The sequence below is a fragment of the Bradyrhizobium genomosp. I (2014) genome (assembly GCF_000261685.1).
Classification (GTDB): domain Bacteria; phylum Pseudomonadota; class Alphaproteobacteria; order Rhizobiales; family Xanthobacteraceae; genus Bradyrhizobium.
The window spans coordinates 1-17,975 of record NZ_AJQE01000112.1 but is presented as its reverse complement, the minus strand read 5'-3'; the positions used below and the strand labels follow the sequence as shown (position 1 = coordinate 17,975).

Genomic DNA, 17,975 nt, shown 5'->3' with positions numbered 1-17,975 from the left:
GATTGCGGCGCCAGCCGCGAAGCCCGGCCAGAAGCCGCCGCGACGATGATGCCAGTGGTGGCCGCTCCAGTTGCTTCCACCGCGCCAGTTGCCTGCGGTTGCGACGCCACGGGTGCCGCTGAAGGAGGGCGAGAGGGACTGACGGGGCATCGCGCCGGCTACGAAGCTGCCGCCGCTCGGACGCATCGCAGTGCGGGCCGCGAAACTGCCTCCGCTCGGACGCATCGCGGCACCAGCCCCGAAATTGCCGCCACCGCCGCGGAACGCAGCGCCGCCACCGCCATGGAACGCAGCGCCGCCGCCACCCATGCGCGCGCCGGCACCGCCACCGCCGCCGCCGATATGGGCGCCACCGCCTCCGCCCAATGTGGGACGACCCTGGGCAAAACTCGGCGTCGCAAAGGGAAGAACCAGGGCCACCGCCGCGGCGGCACTCAAAACTTTCAGACTGTTCATGGTTGAACTCCTTTCCCGGAAAGCAAACCCTATGAAAGCGCGGGGGTTCCTTGAGATCACGCCGGTTTGCGCGCGAATGGAGCCTCACGCGCGGCCGCTGTACCGGGCATGAATGAATCGCGTCCGCTTTGCGGCAGGGTCTGGTCGATAGCCGGATTTGCGGAGAGAGGGCCGGGCCCGCCACCGAACTGGACATTTCGCCGCCCGGATGGCATCAGGACCCGACGAAGCAGGGCCCTCGCCGCATGAAACAGTTCTTCCTCAAATTCTTCACCTGGTGGAATGGCCAGACTTTTGGCACCCAGCTCTGGACCAAGCGGTACGGGGAACTGGTCGGCCAGGACGAGCAGGGCAACCTCTATTATCGCACCCGCGGCGGGGCGGTCGACCCGACGCTCGGCTTCGAGCGGCGCTGGGTGGTCTATAACGGCTATGCCGAGGCGAGCCGGATTCCGCCATCCTGGCACGGCTGGATTCATCACGTCGTCGACGTGCCGCCGACCGAGGCCAATTATCAGCCGCGCGAGTGGGAAAAGCCTCACCAGCCGAACCTCACCGGCACGGCACGGGCGTATCGTCCCTCCGGCTCGACGCTTGCCAGCGGCAGGCGTCCGAAGGCGACCGGCGACTACCAGCCCTGGACGCCTGGCTAGCCTTTCCGGCCCATCCGCGGACGGCCGCCGTCGTCCGAAGCGGATGCACATGCATCCGCGGCACGCTGCTGTGGACAACAGGAACAGCGGGGATGCCGCTCGCGCGGGCGTTGCGCCGGCGCGGGCGATGCGGCTCAATGATCGCATCTTACGGAGATGGGAGACCATCGCGTTCGGTTCGGGCAACAGCTCGCGACTGTCCCGAGATGCAGCGGCCGCCGACCAGGACTCGACCGGGAGATAGGCCCCCGGTCTGGAAGCTCCGAAATCGCCCGATGAAATGTGCAGCCGCCGTAAGACAGGAAAGGCCGCTTGGGAAACCGAGCGGCCTTTTTCTTTTGGAGACCGGCACGAAGATCAACGTGCCCCGGACGCAGCGCAGGGCGCCTTCAGCGATGCGCTGCAGAGCGGAGCCCATGTTGCAGCGGTTTGCGTAGCCTTCTTGGGTCCCGGCTCAGCGGAGCAGCGTTGCACGCTGCACCGCGTCCGGGACACGAGAGCGGTTCACTTGTTCCACCGCGCGCTTGACCGCTTCCAGGCGCCGCGCCTGGTTCTGCGCGCCGCGCTCCCTCAGCAATGCCAGCACCTCGGCGGACGCGGTGTCGGGTGAGCCCGAATTGAACGGCGGGGCCGGATTGTATTCCATCTGGAGCTGGATCGCTTCCGCCGTGGTGCGATCGACCATGATCGACACCAGCGTCAGCGCGAAATCGATGCCGGCGGTGACGCCTCCGCCGGTGATGCGGTTGCGATCGATGCAGACGCGCGACTTTGTCGGCGTCGCGCCGAACTGGGCGAGCATGTCCATCGCGCTCCAATGGGTGGCGGCGCGGTAGCCGTTCAACAGGCCGGCGGCACCGAGCGCCAGCGATCCCGTGCAGACCGAGGTGACGTATTTGGCGCCGTCGGCCTGCCTGCGCAGGAAGTCAAGCACCTCCGTGTCGCTGAGCAGGTCGTTGGTGCCGCCGCCCCCGGGCACGCAGATCACGTCGAGTTGAGGGCAGTCTGCAAAGGTCGCGGTCGGCGTCAGGGTCATCACGGAATCGCTCGGCACCGGTTCGATCCGCTTCCAGATCAGGTGCAGTTTTGCGCCGGGAACCATCGAGAACACCTGCAAGGGACCGGTGAAGTCGAGCTGGGTGACGCGCGGAAACACCAATAGGCCAATCTGGAGCGGTGGCGACATCTGCGGATCCTCCAATTACGAGCTTGACGCCGGCAGGATGTCATGGTGCCCTTCCGTCCGAAATGGCGTAATTCCCTCACTTTCGGACACGAGCCATGATCGGCATCCTGATCTTCCCGGATTTCCAGCTGCTCGATGCGGCAGGCCCGATCTCGGCGTTCGAGATCGCAGCGCGCTGCACCGGCAAGGCGCCTGGCATTCGCGTGCTGGCTGCGAAGGCGGGCCTCGTGCGCAGCTCGTCGGGTGTCGAGATGATGGCCCACGACTTCAAGGCGTCGAACGCCATCACGACGCTGGTCGTCGCCGGCGGCGCCGGTGTGGCTGATGCCGCGCGCTGCGAGGTCACGCGCGCCTTGGTGCAGCGTCTGGCGAAACGCGGCGTGCGGATCGCGAGCGTCTGTTCGGGCGCCTATGTGCTGGCCGAGGCGGGACTTCTCGACGGCCGCCGCGCCACCACGCATTGGGGGCGGACGCGCGATTTCGTCGCGCGCTTTCCCAAGGTGAAGTTCGAGCCGGACCAGATCTTCACCCGGGACGACAATGTCTGGACCTCGGCAGGCATCTCCGCGGGCATCGATCTCGCGCTCGCGATGATCACCGAGGACCACGGCGAGGAGATCGCGCAGCAGACCGCACGCCAGCTCGTGCTCTATCACCGCCGCAGCGGCGGCCAGTCGCAATTCTCCTCGCTGCTGGAGCTGAAGACGCCGAGCGGGCGCTTCGGCGCACTGCTGTCCTGGGCGCGCGAAAACCTCGATGCGCCGCTGACGGTGGAAGATCTCGCCGATCGCGCCGGCATGAGCGCACGGCATTTTGCCCGTGCCTTTGCCGCCGAGACCGGCACGACGCCATCCAAGGCGATCGAGCGCCTGCGTCTCGAAGTCGCGCGCGAGCGCGTGCAGTCCTCGCGCGAGGCGATCGAGCTCGTTGCGGAAACGACCGGCTTCCGCGATCCCGAGCGAATGCGGCGCGCCTTCATCCGCGCCTTCGGCCAGCCGCCGCAGGCACTGCGGCGCGCGGCGCGGGCCGGGTAGGTGCTCTACGGACCTCCTTCGCGAATGGCCTCGATGAGTTCGGTGGGATCAGTCCGATCGCACAAATGTTAGTTCGCGCGCGACATCCCGTTTCGGAATCGGCTGGCCAGCCGCCTGCTGCAGTCGGACTGAAACAAATCGATTTTATCGATTGATTGAACTCGAACAATTCGTTGGATCAATTTATCGGATTCTCCGATCCTCAGCTGGGCTGAGACCCACTCAGTGAGTCACTCCAACCAGCATTGGATCAATCTCATGAACCGCACCACAACGTTTGCAGCCCCGATCACGGAAGCGAGCCAGATCAACCAGGCCGCAACGGCTGCTCCGGCTCCCTCCGACGACCCGCGCCTCGATCCCGGGATTCGTGCATTTCTCGCCGAGATCAACAAGGACAGCACGCCATTCTGGGAGCTGCCCCAACCCGAGCCGCAAGACGTACTGACATCGCTGCAGTCTCGAACGGCCGTGGACATGTCCGGCGTCACCACGACCGAGCGGACGATCGAGCAGGACGGGCGCACCGTCAGGCTCTACGTCATGAAGCCCGAACATCTGACCGGCAGACCTGGCGTCGTGCTGTTCATCCATGGCGGTGTCTGGATCGTCGGCAACTTCCAGAACCATCAGCGGCTGTTGCGGGACCTGGTCGTGGGCTCGGGGCAGATCGGCGTGTTCGTGGAATACACACCGTTGCCGGAAGCGAAGTATCCGACGCAACTCGAAGAATGCTATGCCGTGCTCAAGTGGATCGCGGTGCATGCCGAGGAATTCGGTGCCAACGGCCATCGTATTGCGATTGCAGGCAACTCCGTTGGCGGCAACATGGGTGCGGCACTGGCCCTCATGGCCAAGGACCGCAAGGGACCGCAGATCAGCTATCAGGCGCTGCTCATCCCTGCGACGGACGCCAGCGTCGATACGGCGTCATATCACGAATACGGAGCCGGCCGTTTCCTCGCCCGCGCCTTCATGAAGTACGGCTGGGATCTCTATGCGCCCGCCGCGACGACCCGGGACAATCCCTACGTATCGCCGCTGCGCGCCAGCAGCGAGGAATTGAAGGGACTGCCGCCTGCGCTCGTCATCACCGCGGAGAACGATCCGCTGCGCGATGAGGGCGAGGCCTATGCGAGGAAGCTGAAGGAGGCCGGGGTCAGCGTGGACGCGGTCCGCTACAACGGCACGATCCACGATTTCGTGCTGCTCAACGCACTGCGTCACGTGCCCTCCACCGAGGCTGCGATCGAACAAGTGAACCAGGGTCTGCGTCGGCATCTCGCGGCCGCGACCGATTGACCGATCGATGAGAGATGCGGCGGCTTTTCGCCGTCGCATCCCTCGCAGCTCCCCAGAGACACGCCAATGACCATTGTTCAGAATTCCCGCCCATACCCCACCACGCGTGCCATGCGCGACAACATCCTGTCATATCGGGACTCCGCCCTTGCCATCGTCCCCGGCGTCGCGCTGGCCGCGACCATTGCCGTGGTCGCCAACATGATGCGCAGTATTCCTGCCGTCGCGACGTTCAGTCCCATGATCCTGGCGATCGCGATCGGAATGGCCGTGCGCAACCTCGCCGGAACGCCAGCTCTCGCCCGCGCTGGAATCAGCTTCAGCATGCGCCGGTTGCTCCGCCTCGCGATCGTGCTCCTGGGCTTCCAGATCACGCTGACCCAGCTTGCCACCGTCGGCACCAAGGGGATTCTCATCGTCGCCGGCACGCTCGTTGCCACGTTCGGATTCACGCTCGCAGCCGGGCGTGCGCTGGGCGTCGAACGCAAGCTCACCCAACTGATCGCCGCGGGCACCTCGATCTGCGGCGCGTCAGCCGTCGTCGCGACCAACAGCGTCACCGAAGCGTCCGACGAGGACGTCGCATATGCGATCGCATGCGTCACGATCTTCGGCTCGATCGCGATGTTCGTCTATCCGATGCTGCCTCGTCTTCTGCATCTCGATGCGGACGCGTACGGCCTCTGGAGCGGCGCATCCATCCACGAGATCGCCCAGGTGGCTGCCGCCTCCTTCCAGAACAGCCAGCGCGCGGGTGAAATGGCAACCGTTGCCAAGCTTGCCCGCGTCATGCTGCTCGCGCCGGTCGTCCTGACCCTGAGCGTCGTCACCCGGGCTTCGGCGCAGCCGGCCGGCGGCAAGTCGGCAAGGCCGCCCATCCCCTGGTTCGCGATCGGCTTTGTCGCGATAGCCGCACTCAACAGCGTCGTGTGCATTCCGGCGGGCCTCAGGAGCGCGACGATCACGTTTTCGACCTTCCTGCTCACGATGGCGCTTGCGGCCATGGGCCTTGAGACCGACGTCTCGAAATTGTACGCGGAGGGGCTGCGTCCGGCTATGCTGGGCGGGCTGGCCTTCCTCTTCATCGCAGCCTTCAGCTTGATTCTCATCAAACTCGCGGGATGACCATGACGCTCGAACAGCTCCGGATATTCGCCGCTGTCGCCGACAAGCAGCACGTCACCCAGGCCGCCCAGGAATTGAATCTGACACAATCGGCCACGAGCGCGGCAATCGCCGCGCTCGAAGGACGCTACGGGGTCAAGCTGTTCGATCGGGTGGGACGCGGTATCGTCCTCACGCATATGGGCCGGACGTTTCTCGGGGAAGCGCGAGCGGTGCTGGCGCGCGCGCACGCCGCGGAGCAGGTCCTGCGCGATTTTGCCGGCCTCAAGGCCGGACGATTGGTGATCGCGGCAAGCCAGACGGTCGGGAGCTACTGGCTTCCGATGAGATTGCTGGCGTTTCAGGCCGTTCATCCCGGCATCGAAATCCACGTCAGGATCGCCAACAGCGAGCAGGTCGCAACCGACGTTCGCGACGGCATGGCGGATGTCGGCTTTGTCGAGGGCGACATTGACGACGCCGCATTGTCCGCCCGCCGGGTCGACGGCGATGCGCTGGTCGCCGTGGTGGGTGCGCGGCACCCTCTGGCGAGCCAAAAAAAACTGCCCTCCGACTGGATGACCAGGACATCGTGGATCCTTCGCGAGCCGGGCTCCGGAACGCGGGCCATGTTCGAACGCGCGCTGAAGAAGCGCGGGGTGCGCCTCGCCGATCTGACGGTTCAGCTCGAATTGGCCTCGAACGAGGCGATCCGAACCGCGATCGAAGCGGGCCGCTGCGCTGCAGCCATCTCCGATCTCGTGGTCGAAAAGGCGATAACGGCAAAACAGCTCGTTCAGCTCGAGGACGAATTGGCGAAGCGTTCGTTCTACGCGCTCCGTCACAAGGAGCGGCACATCAGCAAGGCTGAAGCCGCCCTGATGTCCAGCATCGCCGCCGGCGCCGCGCCATAGGCGGGGCCCCGCCCGTAGCGCGTATTCCACACCGATCGAACCCACGTCTCGCCGACAAGTGCGCCGTCGCGCGCGTGCGAGCGGCTGGGGAATTCGATCGCGGTCGACGATCAGAACGATCTGATCATCTCGTTGGATTGCCGATGCGCCGAGGTCTACCTCCTTGGACACACGCAGGCACTTCGAGCATTGCGTGCCGAAAATACAGAGATGGAGAACGACAATGACCCATTCACGTCGCGCTTTCCTTGCGATCGCCCTGTTCGTCGCTGCCGCGTCCGCGCTTGGTGCGCCGCCCGCGTTTGCCGGCAGCCCGGTGCACGCGCCGGATCCCAAAATCGCCATTCACTCGGAACGAGGAGTCCGCCAGATCGGCAGGCATCTTCCGAGCGTCCGGCAGGCGCAACCTCACCGGCAGGTCGAAGATCCGCTCGCGGACTTGCTCCTCGGATGAGCCGCGGGACTGATTCAGCAAATCCATTCGAACAGGAGTCTTCGATGTCCCAATATCTCGACCATGCACGCTCTCCAGCATGGTCCCGCCGCGCCATGCTTCAAGCCCTCGGGGTTGCCGGCCTCACGCCCGCCGGCTCATCGGTCCGCGCCGATCAATCGATCCGGCTGCCGATCGCCGGCGAACCGCGTGATCGGCCGATCACGCATGACTTTCCGCAAAAGGGGAGCATGATCCTGCAGCGCACGCGACCGCCGCTGCTTGAGACCCCGATGGAGGTGTTCGACCGCGGCGTGTTCACCCCCAACGACCGGTTCTATGTGCGCTGGCACTGGGCGGTGATACCGACGTGCCCGCGATCGTCGACTATCTTGCCAAGGTCAAAGGAGGCGACCGGTGATGCTCGGCGCCGCTGACAAGTGGTGCTGAATGGATGAGACCAAGACGTTCTTCCAAACCAAGCACCGCTGAACCGTTCGCCTAGACTAGCGGGTCCGCCGCCGTCTCACCAGCCAGTACACGCCGTATCCAATCGCGAGAATGGGAAGGCCGGCACCCGCAATCGGTCCGGGGGCTCCCCTCGTATGGCCGGGCGCGTTGGAGCAATTGCCCTTGCCGTTGCAAGCCGCGGCAGGTGGCACGGTCGTCATCGCCAGAGTCAACGCAAATGCCGCGGCGGAAAGAATACCCCAATTGATCTTCATGGCTGCTCTCCCAGGTTGTGCTCCGCCGAGCGCACTAAATTAAAAGTATTAAATCATTTTATATTCCATTTAAAATTAACGCAATAACATAAGCTGAACGGCATTGTATCTAGATGTCGCACCTAGACCTTCTACGGGTTCACGCCACGATTCGTGGGACCGCCCCTCCGATCGCGCTCGACGCAGACATTTCAGGATTATGAGGACTGTTTAGTCGTGCCATTTGCCGCCGCCGCGCTCGATGTATCTGAGCGCGCTGTCAAGCGCCGCGCGATCGGCATCAGCATGTACGGCGCAAGATGAATCGGGAACTGCGTCATCGCGAAATAGAGCCATGTGGCGGGCGGCAATGCGCCGGCCGTGGCCGCCAGCATCAGGCCGAGATTGCGCTGTGACACCATCAGCCCGAGCGCCAGCGCGCGCTCGGTGCCGATGCGGCGGAACAGCAGCGTGGTGATCGCGAGCAGTGTGAAATAGATCGCGAAGGACAGCAGCGCGAGGCCGATGGTGAACATCGGCTGGCTCATCAGGTCGCTCGCGACATCTCCCATGACTGCCGATGCGAACACGAGCAGGATGATGATGTTGAAGCCGTCGATCGGCCGCTTCTGACGCTGGATCGCCTTCGCGCCGAAGATCCAGCGGATGACGGTCGCGGCCAGCAGCGATGCGGCGAGGATGCCGAGCAGTTTCAGGCCGAGCGTCGGCGGCGAGATGCTGAGCATGTCGCCGAGAAAGAGGCCCGCGAACAGCGAAGCGGTAAAGGGAACGAGCGCGGTCGAGGTCACCAGCGTGACCAGCACCAGCGTGGCATCGAGCCCCATCAGCGCAGCGAGGGCCGGCGAGGCCATCATCGGCGAGGCCATGCCCTGGAGCATCAGCGCGAGAGCGAGGCCGGGCGAGTGGCTCGTCAGCCCCGTTGCATGGGCGATCAATCCGACGATCAGCGGCACACCGATCGTGGTCCAGGCCGTGGCGGCCGCGACCAGCGCCGGCCGGCGCAAATGACCATACAGTGCCATGAGATCGACGCGTATGAAGGAGATGCAGAGCAGAAGGAAAATCGCCTCGGTGACGTAAGGGCGCAGGAGGGCGCCGAGCGGCGGCACCGCGACGGCGATGAAGGCGACGGCCGCCACCGCGCGGGTGCCTTGGCCGCCGAGCCAGGTCAGCCCGCGCAGGGGGAGTGCGAAGATGGTATGAAGAATGGACGGCATGCGGGACGGTGGGTCAGCCCAATCCCTTCAACCAAACGCCGATCTCGCTCACGGCGACGTTGGCCTGTCGCAACAGCTTGCCCATCGTGAAGAAGCCGTGGAACTGGCCGGGATAGTGCCTGTAAGTCACGGGCACGCCGGCCTGGCTCAGGCGCTCGGCATATTCGTCGCCTTCGTCGCGCAGCGGATCGGCGCCGGCGGTCAGCACATAGGCCGGCGGCAGGCCGGCCAGGTTTTGCGCGCGCGCCGGCGAGGCGCGCCAGTCGTGGATGTCGGCAGCGCCATTGAGATAATGGTCGCGGAACCAGCGGATCACCGAATGCGTCAGCAGCACGCTGGTCTCGGGTTCGCTGTGGGAGCCGTGCGTCATGGCGAAATCGGTTGCCGGATAGATCAACACCTGGCCCGCGATCGCGGGGCCGTTGCCGTCCCGGGCTGCAAGCGCCGCGACCGCGGCGAGATTGCCGCCGGCGCTGTCGCCGCCGATCGCAAGGCGCGAGGCGTCGATGCCGAGCTGGCGCGCATTTGCGGCGACCCATCTGGTCGCGGCGATCGCGTCATCGGCGGCGGCGGGAAACTTGTGCTCGGGCGCGAGGCGGTAGTCGACCGAGATCACGATCAGTGCACCTTGGGCCGCGAGCTGGCGGCAGACGACGTCGTGGGAGTCGAGATCGCCGATCACCCAGCCGCCGCCATGGAAGAATACCAGGGCCGGCGACAGGCCGTCGTGCCGGCGCAGCTGGTTCGGAACGTAGAGGCGGGCAGGGATCGTGCCGTGTGGCGCCGGGATTGCCAGTGGCGCGACGCGCGCCAGCTCCGGCGGTTCGGGATTGGTGGCAAAGCGCGCCTGCGAATAATAGGCGCGTGCTTCGTCCGCGGTCAGCGTCTCGTAGGCGGGGCGGCCGGCCTCCTGGAAGGCCTTGTAGACGGCGGCGGCATCGGGATCGAGCACAACGGGCATGAAAAGGGGGACCTTGGGATTTCCGGTTATCGTTGGATGTCATTTTCGGGGCGGGCGCCCGCCTGCGGCCCCGGGGAGGGCTCATGACTATCCCATCCGGGAGCTGGCCTGGCCAGACCGCGCCGGGAAGGGCAGGGATGCCGCCCTTCCCCCGCCGTAACGGGTGGGCAGTAGAATCACTTAACAACATCAATCAGTTGAGTTTTTTCTGTACCAGCTTCGTGCCAGAAATTCTGGACGGCGTGGAACGAGACGTAAACCGATGTGATCGAATGCGAAGCGCCAGCTAGTCCGTCCTTTACGCCGCTGCTTTTGGCACGTTAGATCGGTAGGCCTAACAGGCGAATCTCAACTTGGGGACGTGGAGCTCTGGACACCCGGAACCGCGTTTGCCACCTTTCCTGTGCGATTCGTGCCAACCGCAGGTAGCCGCATGGCAGACGAAAACTCTGAATTCGCGCCATGGCTGGCTGTGATCGGTCGATCGTTGGCTAGGTTGGCGCTGGAGCGAGCAACGGACCGCGAACCGGACAAGTACCGGGAAGTGCTCGACAAGGTGAAGTTCCTGGAGGGGCTCGGTCTACCCCAGGCCGATGCCGCCGAAGCTGCGGGGTCCACCGCCGAGTCTGTGCGCGTGGCTCGCTATAACAAATCGAAGGCGAAGAAGGGTGGCAAAAAAGGCAAAAAGAAAGCGCGCGCCCGCCGCCGCTGAGGAGGGTAGCCAAAAGCAGGGTACGCCGGCACTCGACCGGATCGCCGCGCTGCTAGGTCTCTACGTCGTGAAGGACATGGAGGCCGACGAGGCGGCTGTGAAGCTCGGCAATGTCGGATTCTCCGACAAGGAGATCGCCGCATTGATCGGCGTCACCGCCGGCTATGTCAGGCTCGCCCGATTCCGGGCAAAGAAGAAGAACGGCCGCAAGCCTCGTAAGAAGAGGGCGGCCTGAGTTGCCAATCAATCAGGATCTGATCGCACGTCTTGCCGGCCATTTCGGGATCTCCGATAGGGCCGTCTATCCGCACATCCAGCGCGTCGTGAATGAGACCGGCCTCGAGCGACCGATGGCGGCGCTGCTGCTCGGCATGCGAGAAGGCCTGAACGTCACTAAGTACGCCAGTGCCGACGAACGCGCCGAAGTCCGCAGCTACCTTGGTGGGAACGGCGGCCGCCGGACCGAGCCAGCTGCGTTCGAGGGCATCGAGATCGTCGAGCACGCGTCGATGCGGCGCCGGCCGGCCAAGAAGGCCAAGGCCGCGAAGAAGCGCACAAAGGGCAACACCGTGTTCGTCGTCCACGGTCGGGACGGCGCGCTGCGGCAGTCGATGTTCGACTTCCTGCGCGCGCTGAACCTGCACCCACTAGAATGGGACCACGCGATCGACGAGGCGCGTCAGGGCAATCCCTACGTCGGCGACGTGCTCGACATCGTCATGGCGAAGGCCGAAGCGATCGTCGTTCTGTTCACGCCGGACGATCTCGCGCAGCTCAAGGAGCAGTTCGTCAAGTCTGGCGAGCGTGCGAGCGAAGGCAAGCCCCAAGGACAGGCCCGGCCAAATGTGCTGTTCGAGGCCGGCCTCGCACTCGGAGCGCATCCGAAGAAGACCGTCATGGTGCAGGTCGGCCGGGTGAAGTCGTTCTCCGATATCGGCGGCCGGCACATGGTTCGCCTTACCAACGACGAGGCCTCGCGCAACAGCTTCGCCAACCGTCTGGCCCGCATCTGTCCAGCTGTGAATCGCATCGGCAACGACTGGATGCACGTCGGCAAGTTCGAGCCGACCGAGCCGAAGCCGGTGAAGAAGAAGGCGCACGCGAAGAAGCAGACGAAGCGATGAACGAACGCGTCGAGCAGTTCATGCGGAACTTCCCGCCCGAGGCGGATTTGCTGCGGATGTCGGCCGAGGACGTCGGCATGCACCTGCTGCGCTACATGACTAAGGCGCGCGCAGAGACCAACCGCTTTAACTTTCTGCAGATGGTCCCCGGTGGGCCGCTGGCGTTTAGATTCATGGAAGGCTGGGGCTGGCTGGTACGGCAGGGATTCCTCGCGCTGGCGCCGAACGACATGTACGGCCAGAACCACTTCGTCACGCGCGAGGGCGAGTCCGTGGCCCAGGCCGACGATCTCGACGCGTGGCGCAAGGCGCATCTGTTTCCCGACTACTTCGATCCGGCCCTGCAGAAGTGGGTGAAGCCGCTGTTCGCTCGAGGCGACTATGACACCGCCGTCTTCCGCGCCTTTAAGGAGGTCGAAACCCGCGTGCGGAAGAAGTCAGGGTTCAAGACCGACTACGGTCGCGGCTTGATGCTGAAGGCGTTCGGCGAGACCGGACCGTTGATGGCCGGCGACAACGAGGGGCGGAAGGCCGCGCGAGAGATGTTTGCCGGCGCGATCTCGTTTTGCAAGAATCCATCGTCGCACCACGAGATCGACTTCGATGACGCGCGCGAGGTCGTCGACATGATCAGCTTCGCGAACCAGCTTCTGCGGATCGTCGACCGGATCTGACGAATAGAGCGCTGCGATCCGCTTCCGGATACGGTACGCAACAAACTCTAGTGAGGTCATTGCTCTATTGCGAAATCCGGTTCGGATAACCTCGCGCCCGCGATGCCACTGAAACGCCCGTTAGGTCGGCGATGGAAGCCCACTTTGCTTCCGGGAGGAAAAAGCAGGGGGGTCGTTTTGACTCACGAAAAACCCCTGCGGAATCAATGATTCTGTTACTCTCCCGTTCGAGGAGATTCGAATGGCAGATCCAACTTATAATTTGAACGGCGGCTTCAAGCCGACAATAAAAAGGTTCGCTGATCTTAGCGGACCTGATTTTTTCCCCACTCCACCGTGGGCAACGTTCGCTCTGATCGACAATGAGAAATTCACCGGAGAGATCTGGGAGAGCGCGTGCGGTGATGGGACGATGTCACGGGTGTTAGAGCATACCGGGCAACCCGTTCGCAGTTCTGACTTATATGATCGCGGCTATGGGGAAGTCGGCTTCGACTTCCTCGAACCGAAGTGGTCAGCGGACAACATCGTAACCAATCCACCCTATAACTGCGCCGAAGGCTTCGTCGCGAGCGGTGTCAAACATTCAAAGCGCAAGTTCGCGCTCCTGTTGCGGCTGGCCTTCCTAGAAGGTGCGAACCGAGCGAACACGATCTTTGCAAAGATACCACCCGCCCGTGTCTGGGTTTTCAGCGAGCGCATCACTTTCTATCCGAGCGGTGTCGAACCGAAAGGCAGCGGGACAACTGCTTACGCCTGGTTCGTTTGGGATAAGGATGCGCCGGGCCAAACCGAATTGAGATGGTTCAGGCCCGGCTATAAAACAAAGTCTCTTTAGGCTGCGACCTCACTACCCGGGAGGGCTAGCCCTCCCGAAATTGCGATCAATTTACCTTCGTAGATCGCGTTGCCGGGCGACTTCTTATGCGAGGTGATGTTGCGCACCTGCTGTTCCCAGATCGCTTCGTTCTGCCGCGTAGGCGAGGGCGCCAAATCCTCCGCCGACAGCTTCACCCTGTTCGGGATTTCGTTGACGAGTTCTTTGATGCTCGCCTGACCGCTAGTCTTTTCGTTGAGGTAGGCAACGACGATGTCGGCAATTTCTGCTTCAGTAATCCTAGACATTCCCCGTTCTCCAAGGTTCTCGGGAGAGTCCAGAGATGGTTAACTTAGATCAACTTTTAAGTCAGGGAACCTTACCATTCGCGGAAAAATTGTATGGCCTGTTTTGAAGTGAGTGGTTCCTTGCGGCCAGTAGTACCCTTCACCAATGACCTTATGAGTCGAGGTGAGCGGGACAAGTCGTGCGGGTTGCGCGTGTTTCCGTACCAGCTTCGTACCAGAAAGAGGTGAAAACAGGTGAACGGAATGAGAACATTCAGCGCAAAAATCATTGATTTTATTGAAGAAATCGCTTCCGTCGCACTCCCGCCGTATTCGCCGTGTTAACCGGAGGGCCTGCGAGCGGCGGTATCCCCTGTAGAATGTCCAACAAGCCCGATTCGCCGTTGAAGCCGCGCGAGATGTTTCGAACCTCCACCCTGACAGGCCTTGCGGCGCTTCTAGCCGCCACCGCACTCACGGTCGCGACGCCGGCTCAGGCGCAGATCGGCACGATCTTTTCCGATCCGCCGCCACTGCGGCCGCCCGGCAATATTCCGCGCGGCCAGCCGCAGCCGCAGCAAATTCCGGAAGACGACGAAGAGGTGCCGGAGCTGCCGCCGCAGGGTCGCGTGCTGCCGTCGCGCCCGATGCTGCCGCCTCCGGGCCGCCAAGGTAATGTGATGCCGGGGCCGGTCGAGAGCCAGCCGCTGGCGCCGCCGCCGGGCTCCACCGTGGCGCCGCCAAACCAGCTGCCGTCCGCCGCGATCGCTCCGACCGGTCCGCAAGGCGCTCCAGGTGGGCCCGGTCAACGCCAGCCGCAGCAGAAGGGCGCGCCGGGCACGGTTCCGCAGACGCCGGCGAGCCTCCAGCCGGGCGACGAGGTCGTGACCGAGCCGCCGGCCCAGAAGATCGTGAACAAGAAGGCGACCTTCTCCGGACTCGACAAGATCACCGGGCGCATCATCAATTTCGACGAGGAGATCGGCGAGACCGTCCAGTTCGGCGCGCTCAGGGTCAAGACTGACGCCTGCTACACGCGACCGGCGACCGAGGCGGCCAATACCGACGCCTTCGTCGAGGTCGACGAGATCACCTTGCAGGGCGAGGTGAAGCGTATCTTCTCGGGCTGGATGTATGCGGCAAGCCCGGGCCTGCACGGCGTCGAGCACCCGATCTACGACATCTGGCTGACCGACTGCAAAGAGCCGCAGCAGACCATTGCAACCGCGGCACCGGATCCTGCGACCAAGCCCGCACCTCCGCCGCCTGCGCAGAAGAAGGCCGCGCCGAAGCAGGTGCAGCAGCGTCCGCCGCAGCCTTTGCCGCCGATCCAGCAGCAGCAACCGGCTCCGCCGCCTCCTCCCCCACCGGAGCAGCGGCCAGGTCTGTTCGGTATTCCAGGGTTCGGTCGCTAAGCCCGCTAGCGATTACTGCCGGGAGGCGATGATCTCGAGCGCGCGCGCGCCGGGGATTGCTTCGCCGGCGGAGAGCCTCAGGAAATCTCCGGGATCGCCGGCCAGCGCCTGGTCGAGCAGCGCCGTATAGCGCCGCCGCGAAATCTCGACCGCGCCGAAGCTCTTCAAATGCTCGGTGACGTATTGGGTGTCGAGCAGCTCGAAGCCACCATAAATCAGCCGCGCGACCAGATGCACCAGTGCGACCTTCGAGGCATCGCGTGCGGTGTGGAACATGCTCTCGCCGAAGAAGGCCCGTCCGAGGCTCACGCCGTACAGCCCGCCGACTAGCTCGTCCCCCTGCCAGGCTTCGACGCTGTGGCAATGGCCGAGCTCGAAGAGGCCGCCATAGAGGTCGCGGATGCGCTTGTTGATCCAAGTGTCCTCGCGTCCGGCCTGCGGCGCGGCGCAGCCGGCGATCGTGGCCTTGAACGCGGTGTTGACGGTCACGCGAAACAGATCCGAACGCACGGTGCGCGCGAGCCGCGAGGCGACGCGAAATCCATCGAGCGGGATGACGCCGCGCAACTCCGGCTCGACCCAGAACAGGGTCGGATCGTCGGCGCTTTCCGCCATCGGGAAGATGCCGCAGGCATAGGCGCGCAGCAGCACGGCCGGCGTGATTTCAGACGGGGCGGAGTCGCGCGAAGTCATCGTTTGCCATCATAGCAGGATCGCAATGCGGTTGCGATGGGTGGCGCAACCGGGCGCGAGGTCAGCTCGCCGCGGCGGTGCTGGTCTTGCCGGGGGCTGCGGGCATGCGGCCGAACCTGAGCACGATCCGGGTTCCGGAATGCGCGGGATCGCGCTCGACCGAGGCGTCGAGCTTGGAGGCCATGGCCGCGACGATGCGCTGGCCCATGCCGGTGGAGCGCGGATCGGCCTTGACGTTGTCGCCGACGCCATCGTCGGTGATCGAGAGCAGGAGATCGTCGCCCTGCGAGACCAGCTCGACATGGATCGGGCCGGCGCCGTCGGGATAGGCGTATTTCACCGCGTTCATCACCAGCTCGTTGACGATGATGCCGACGGCGACCGCACGGTCCGGATCGATCTCGATCGGCTCGGCCTTCAGCGTCAGGCGCGACATCCGGTTGCCTTCGGCCGAGCGGCGGAGATCCTCGAGCAGCGAGTCCAGATACTGGTTCAGGACCACGCTTTTCAGGTCCTGCGAGGTGTAGAGGCGGCGGTGCACCTGCGCGACCGCGGCGACGCGGCCCATTGCATTGGTCAGCGCCGCCTTGACCTCATCCTGCGCGGCGGAGCTGGCCTGAAGGTGCAGCAGCGAGGCGATGATCTGGAGCGAATTGCCGACGCGGTGGTTGACCTCGCGCAGCAGGAGCTCGCGTTCGGCGGCGAGCGCCGCGTAGCGATCGCGCGAGGCGTGGATTTCGGCTTCGGCTTCCTCGCGTGCCCTCTGCAACGCGGCCTGGCGCAATGCGCCTTCGGCGGCGACGTGGAGGAGCGGGATGAAGTCGCCCTGGACGTCCTTCACCAGATAGTCGGCCGCCCCCGCCTTCAGCGCGGTCACCGCGATGCTGGAATCCTGCGACGCGGTGACGAACACGACCGGCGGCGCGTCCGGGATCGCCATGATCTGCTCGAGCGTCTCCAGCCCGTCGAGGCCCGGCATGTACTGATCGAGTGCCACGACATCGATGCCGCCTTCGGCGGCCGCGCAGCGGATGCGCTCGAGACCTTGCTCGCCGCTCGCGGCATGAACGACCCTGTAGCCGCGCCGTGTCAGGCCGCGATCGACCAGGCGCGCCAGCGCGTCGTCGTCGTCGATGTAGAGCAGGGTCGGCGTGCGCTGGTTCATGTGGCGGCGGGCGGGACCTGGATGACCGAGAAGAACAGGCCGAGCTGCCGGATGGCATTGGCGAAATTCTCGTAGTTGACGGGCTTGGTGATGTAGACGTTGCAGCCGAGCTCGTAGCAACGCTTGATTTCCTGGGAATCGTCGGTGGTGGTCAGCACCACGACGGGCGAGGCCTTCAGATATTTGTTCTCCTTGATCTGCTTCAGGATGTCGATCCCGGTCATGTCGGGGAGGTTGAGGTCGAGCAGGATCAGGAGCGCATTGCCCTTCTGCACGAGCCCCGAGCCGTCGGCGCCGAACAGGTGCTTCATCGCGTCGGTGCCGTTGGCAAACGAGACGATCTCGTTGTTGACGCCCGAGCGGCGGATGTTGCGCTCGATCAGGCGGGCGTGGCCCTCATCGTCCTCGATCATGATGATGGTGACAGGCTGGGTCATCGATCTGCGTTCCGGTTGCTCACGTTCCAGGCGATCGGCAGCGTGATCGTGAAGGTGCTGCCAGCGTTCAGTTCCGATGATACCGACATGGTGCCGCCGAGGCGACGCACAAGTGCACGCACATGCGCAAGACCGATGCCCTGGCCGGGCTTGTCCTGGGTTCCCGCGCGGCGGAACAGGTCGAATATCCGCTGGTGGTCCTTCGGATCGATTCCGCGGCCATTGTCGCTGATCTCGAAGATAGCGTAGCCGAGCTTGGTCCGCCCGCGGATTCTGATCTCGCCGGGCAAGCCGGGCTTGAGATATTTGATCGCGTTGTCGATCAGATTGGAGAAGATCTGCTCGAATGCGAGACGGTCGCTCACGACGTTCGGCAGGGGCTCGAGGTGGATCTCGGCCTGTGCCTCGGCCGCCTGGTGCGCCAGCGTCGAGACGATGGCCTCGATCAGCTCTCGGGTGTCGATCTTCACCGGCTGGAATTCGCGCCGGCCCTCGCGCGTGAGATTGAGGATGGCCGAGATCAGCCGGTCCATCTTGGCGATCGACGTCTTTATAAAGGCGAGCGCTTCGGAAAAATCCTCCGAGAGCTGCTTGTCGGCGCCCTCGAGCACGATCTCGCCCGGCCCGGCCGGGGCCAGCGTCGCGTCCTCCGCAGGGACGCGTGCG

Annotated in this window: 22 protein-coding genes and 1 pseudogene; 12 read left to right on the top strand and 11 right to left on the bottom strand. The window is 64.3% G+C overall.

Translation table 11 applies throughout. From position 1 onward, the window contains the following. A pseudogene (locus IC50_RS10755) lies at positions 1-456 on the bottom strand (BA14K family protein); the annotation flags it as partial. A 245-nt stretch (positions 457-701) separates the two neighbouring features. Here IC50_RS10755 and IC50_RS10750 point away from each other — a divergent pair. Continuing rightward, positions 702-1,109: an NADH:ubiquinone oxidoreductase subunit NDUFA12 gene (locus IC50_RS10750; protein WP_035703818.1), complete on the top strand. Its 408-nt coding sequence runs from the start codon at positions 702-704 to the stop codon at positions 1,107-1,109. 454 nt (positions 1,110-1,563) lie between these two features. Here IC50_RS10750 and IC50_RS10745 read toward each other — a convergent pair whose 3' ends face one another. Beyond that, positions 1,564-2,295, bottom strand: coding sequence for a DJ-1/PfpI family protein (locus tag IC50_RS10745; protein ID WP_050990961.1), 732 nt, complete (start codon positions 2,293-2,295; stop codon positions 1,564-1,566). Between the two features lie 95 nt (positions 2,296-2,390). On the opposite strand from IC50_RS10745, the gene IC50_RS10740 reads away from it, so the two are divergent. The 4 genes from IC50_RS10740 to IC50_RS10725 all read left to right on the top strand — a co-directional run bounded on the left by IC50_RS10740 (position 2,391) and on the right by IC50_RS10725 (position 6,649). After that, on the top strand, positions 2,391-3,329 hold the full coding sequence (locus IC50_RS10740) for a GlxA family transcriptional regulator (RefSeq protein ID WP_035703816.1): 939 nt from the start codon (positions 2,391-2,393) through the stop codon (positions 3,327-3,329). 258 nt (positions 3,330-3,587) lie between these two features. Beyond that, entirely contained in the window at positions 3,588-4,631 is a 1,044-nt protein-coding gene (locus tag IC50_RS10735; protein WP_081492410.1) for an alpha/beta hydrolase, read from the top strand. A gap of 66 nt (positions 4,632-4,697) precedes the next feature. Next, a complete protein-coding gene (locus tag IC50_RS10730; RefSeq protein WP_081492409.1) occupies positions 4,698-5,756 on the top strand; it encodes a YeiH family protein in 1,059 nt (352 codons plus the stop codon). A gap of 2 nt (positions 5,757-5,758) precedes the next feature. Further along, positions 5,759-6,649: a LysR family transcriptional regulator gene (locus IC50_RS10725; protein WP_035703829.1), complete on the top strand. Its 891-nt coding sequence runs from the start codon at positions 5,759-5,761 to the stop codon at positions 6,647-6,649. A 232-nt stretch (positions 6,650-6,881) separates the two neighbouring features. Here the strand turns inward: IC50_RS10725 and IC50_RS10720 are convergent, their stop codons facing one another. Beyond that, positions 6,882-7,130, bottom strand: coding sequence for a hypothetical protein (locus tag IC50_RS10720; RefSeq protein ID WP_035703814.1), 249 nt, complete (start codon positions 7,128-7,130; stop codon positions 6,882-6,884). Between the two features lie 17 nt (positions 7,131-7,147). Here IC50_RS10720 and IC50_RS43040 point away from each other — a divergent pair, with 17 nt between their 5' ends. Then, positions 7,148-7,519, top strand: coding sequence for a hypothetical protein (locus IC50_RS43040; protein WP_035703813.1), 372 nt, complete (start codon positions 7,148-7,150; stop codon positions 7,517-7,519). Between the two features lie 69 nt (positions 7,520-7,588). On the opposite strand, the gene IC50_RS41235 is transcribed toward IC50_RS43040, so the two are convergent. The 3 genes from IC50_RS41235 to IC50_RS10705 form a co-directional block, all read right to left on the bottom strand. Then, positions 7,589-7,807: a hypothetical protein gene (locus tag IC50_RS41235; RefSeq protein ID WP_157460950.1), complete on the bottom strand. Its 219-nt coding sequence runs from the start codon at positions 7,805-7,807 to the stop codon at positions 7,589-7,591. A gap of 197 nt (positions 7,808-8,004) precedes the next feature. Further along, positions 8,005-9,024 (bottom strand): Na+-dependent transporter, encoded by a 1,020-nt coding sequence (locus IC50_RS10710; RefSeq protein ID WP_035703811.1) that lies wholly within the window; start codon positions 9,022-9,024, stop codon positions 8,005-8,007. Positions 9,025-9,037: 13 nt separating this feature from the next. Beyond that, entirely contained in the window at positions 9,038-9,985 is a 948-nt protein-coding gene (locus IC50_RS10705) for an alpha/beta hydrolase (RefSeq protein ID WP_035703810.1), read from the bottom strand. Between the two features lie 433 nt (positions 9,986-10,418). Here IC50_RS10705 and IC50_RS10700 point away from each other — a divergent pair, with 433 nt between their 5' ends. From IC50_RS10700 to IC50_RS10680, 5 genes are all read left to right on the top strand, one after another. Beyond that, a complete protein-coding gene (locus IC50_RS10700; protein WP_035703808.1) occupies positions 10,419-10,697 on the top strand; it encodes a hypothetical protein in 279 nt (92 codons plus the stop codon). Then, positions 10,654-10,932, top strand: coding sequence for a hypothetical protein (locus IC50_RS10695; RefSeq protein WP_035703806.1), 279 nt, complete (start codon positions 10,654-10,656; stop codon positions 10,930-10,932). Before IC50_RS10700 ends, IC50_RS10695 begins: the two co-directional genes overlap by 44 nt. A 1-nt stretch (position 10,933) precedes the next feature. Then, positions 10,934-11,821 carry a TIR domain-containing protein gene (locus IC50_RS10690; RefSeq protein WP_035703804.1) on the top strand — a complete coding sequence of 296 codons (888 nt, stop codon included), beginning with the start codon at positions 10,934-10,936 and terminating at the stop codon, positions 11,819-11,821. Continuing rightward, positions 11,818-12,495 (top strand): TIGR02391 family protein, encoded by a 678-nt coding sequence (locus IC50_RS10685; RefSeq protein ID WP_035703803.1) that lies wholly within the window; start codon positions 11,818-11,820, stop codon positions 12,493-12,495. Before IC50_RS10690 ends, IC50_RS10685 begins: the two co-directional genes overlap by 4 nt. 241 nt (positions 12,496-12,736) lie before the next feature. Next, positions 12,737-13,333, top strand: coding sequence for a hypothetical protein (locus IC50_RS10680; RefSeq protein ID WP_050990959.1), 597 nt, complete (start codon positions 12,737-12,739; stop codon positions 13,331-13,333). Here IC50_RS10680 and IC50_RS10675 read toward each other — a convergent pair. Then, on the bottom strand, positions 13,330-13,620 hold the full coding sequence (locus tag IC50_RS10675; RefSeq protein WP_035703802.1) for a hypothetical protein: 291 nt from the start codon (positions 13,618-13,620) through the stop codon (positions 13,330-13,332). The two genes, IC50_RS10680 and IC50_RS10675, sit on opposite strands and share 4 nt — an antisense overlap. Before the next feature lie 359 nt (positions 13,621-13,979). Between IC50_RS10675 and IC50_RS10670 the strand changes: the two genes are divergently transcribed. Further along, positions 13,980-15,014 carry a DUF2155 domain-containing protein gene (locus IC50_RS10670; RefSeq protein WP_035703801.1) on the top strand — a complete coding sequence of 345 codons (1,035 nt, stop codon included), beginning with the start codon at positions 13,980-13,982 and terminating at the stop codon, positions 15,012-15,014. A 12-nt stretch (positions 15,015-15,026) separates the two neighbouring features. Here the strand turns inward: IC50_RS10670 and aat are convergent, their stop codons facing one another. The 4 genes from aat to IC50_RS10650 all read right to left on the bottom strand — a co-directional run. Further along, positions 15,027-15,707 carry a leucyl/phenylalanyl-tRNA--protein transferase gene (gene aat / locus IC50_RS10665; RefSeq protein ID WP_035703800.1) on the bottom strand — a complete coding sequence of 227 codons (681 nt, stop codon included), beginning with the start codon at positions 15,705-15,707 and terminating at the stop codon, positions 15,027-15,029. A 61-nt stretch (positions 15,708-15,768) separates the two neighbouring features. Beyond that, complete coding sequence (locus tag IC50_RS10660) at positions 15,769-16,872, bottom strand: sensor histidine kinase (RefSeq protein ID WP_035703798.1); 1,104 nt, start codon at positions 16,870-16,872, stop codon at positions 15,769-15,771. Beyond that, positions 16,869-17,309, bottom strand: a complete 441-nt coding sequence (locus tag IC50_RS10655; RefSeq protein WP_035703796.1) for a response regulator — start codon at positions 17,307-17,309, stop codon at positions 16,869-16,871. The genes IC50_RS10660 and IC50_RS10655 overlap by 4 nt, the downstream gene beginning before the upstream one ends. Further along, positions 17,306-17,975, bottom strand: a 670-nt coding sequence (locus IC50_RS10650) for a sensor histidine kinase (RefSeq protein WP_157460947.1), incomplete at its 5' end; no start/stop codon positions are given. The genes IC50_RS10650 and IC50_RS10655, both read right to left, overlap by 4 nt.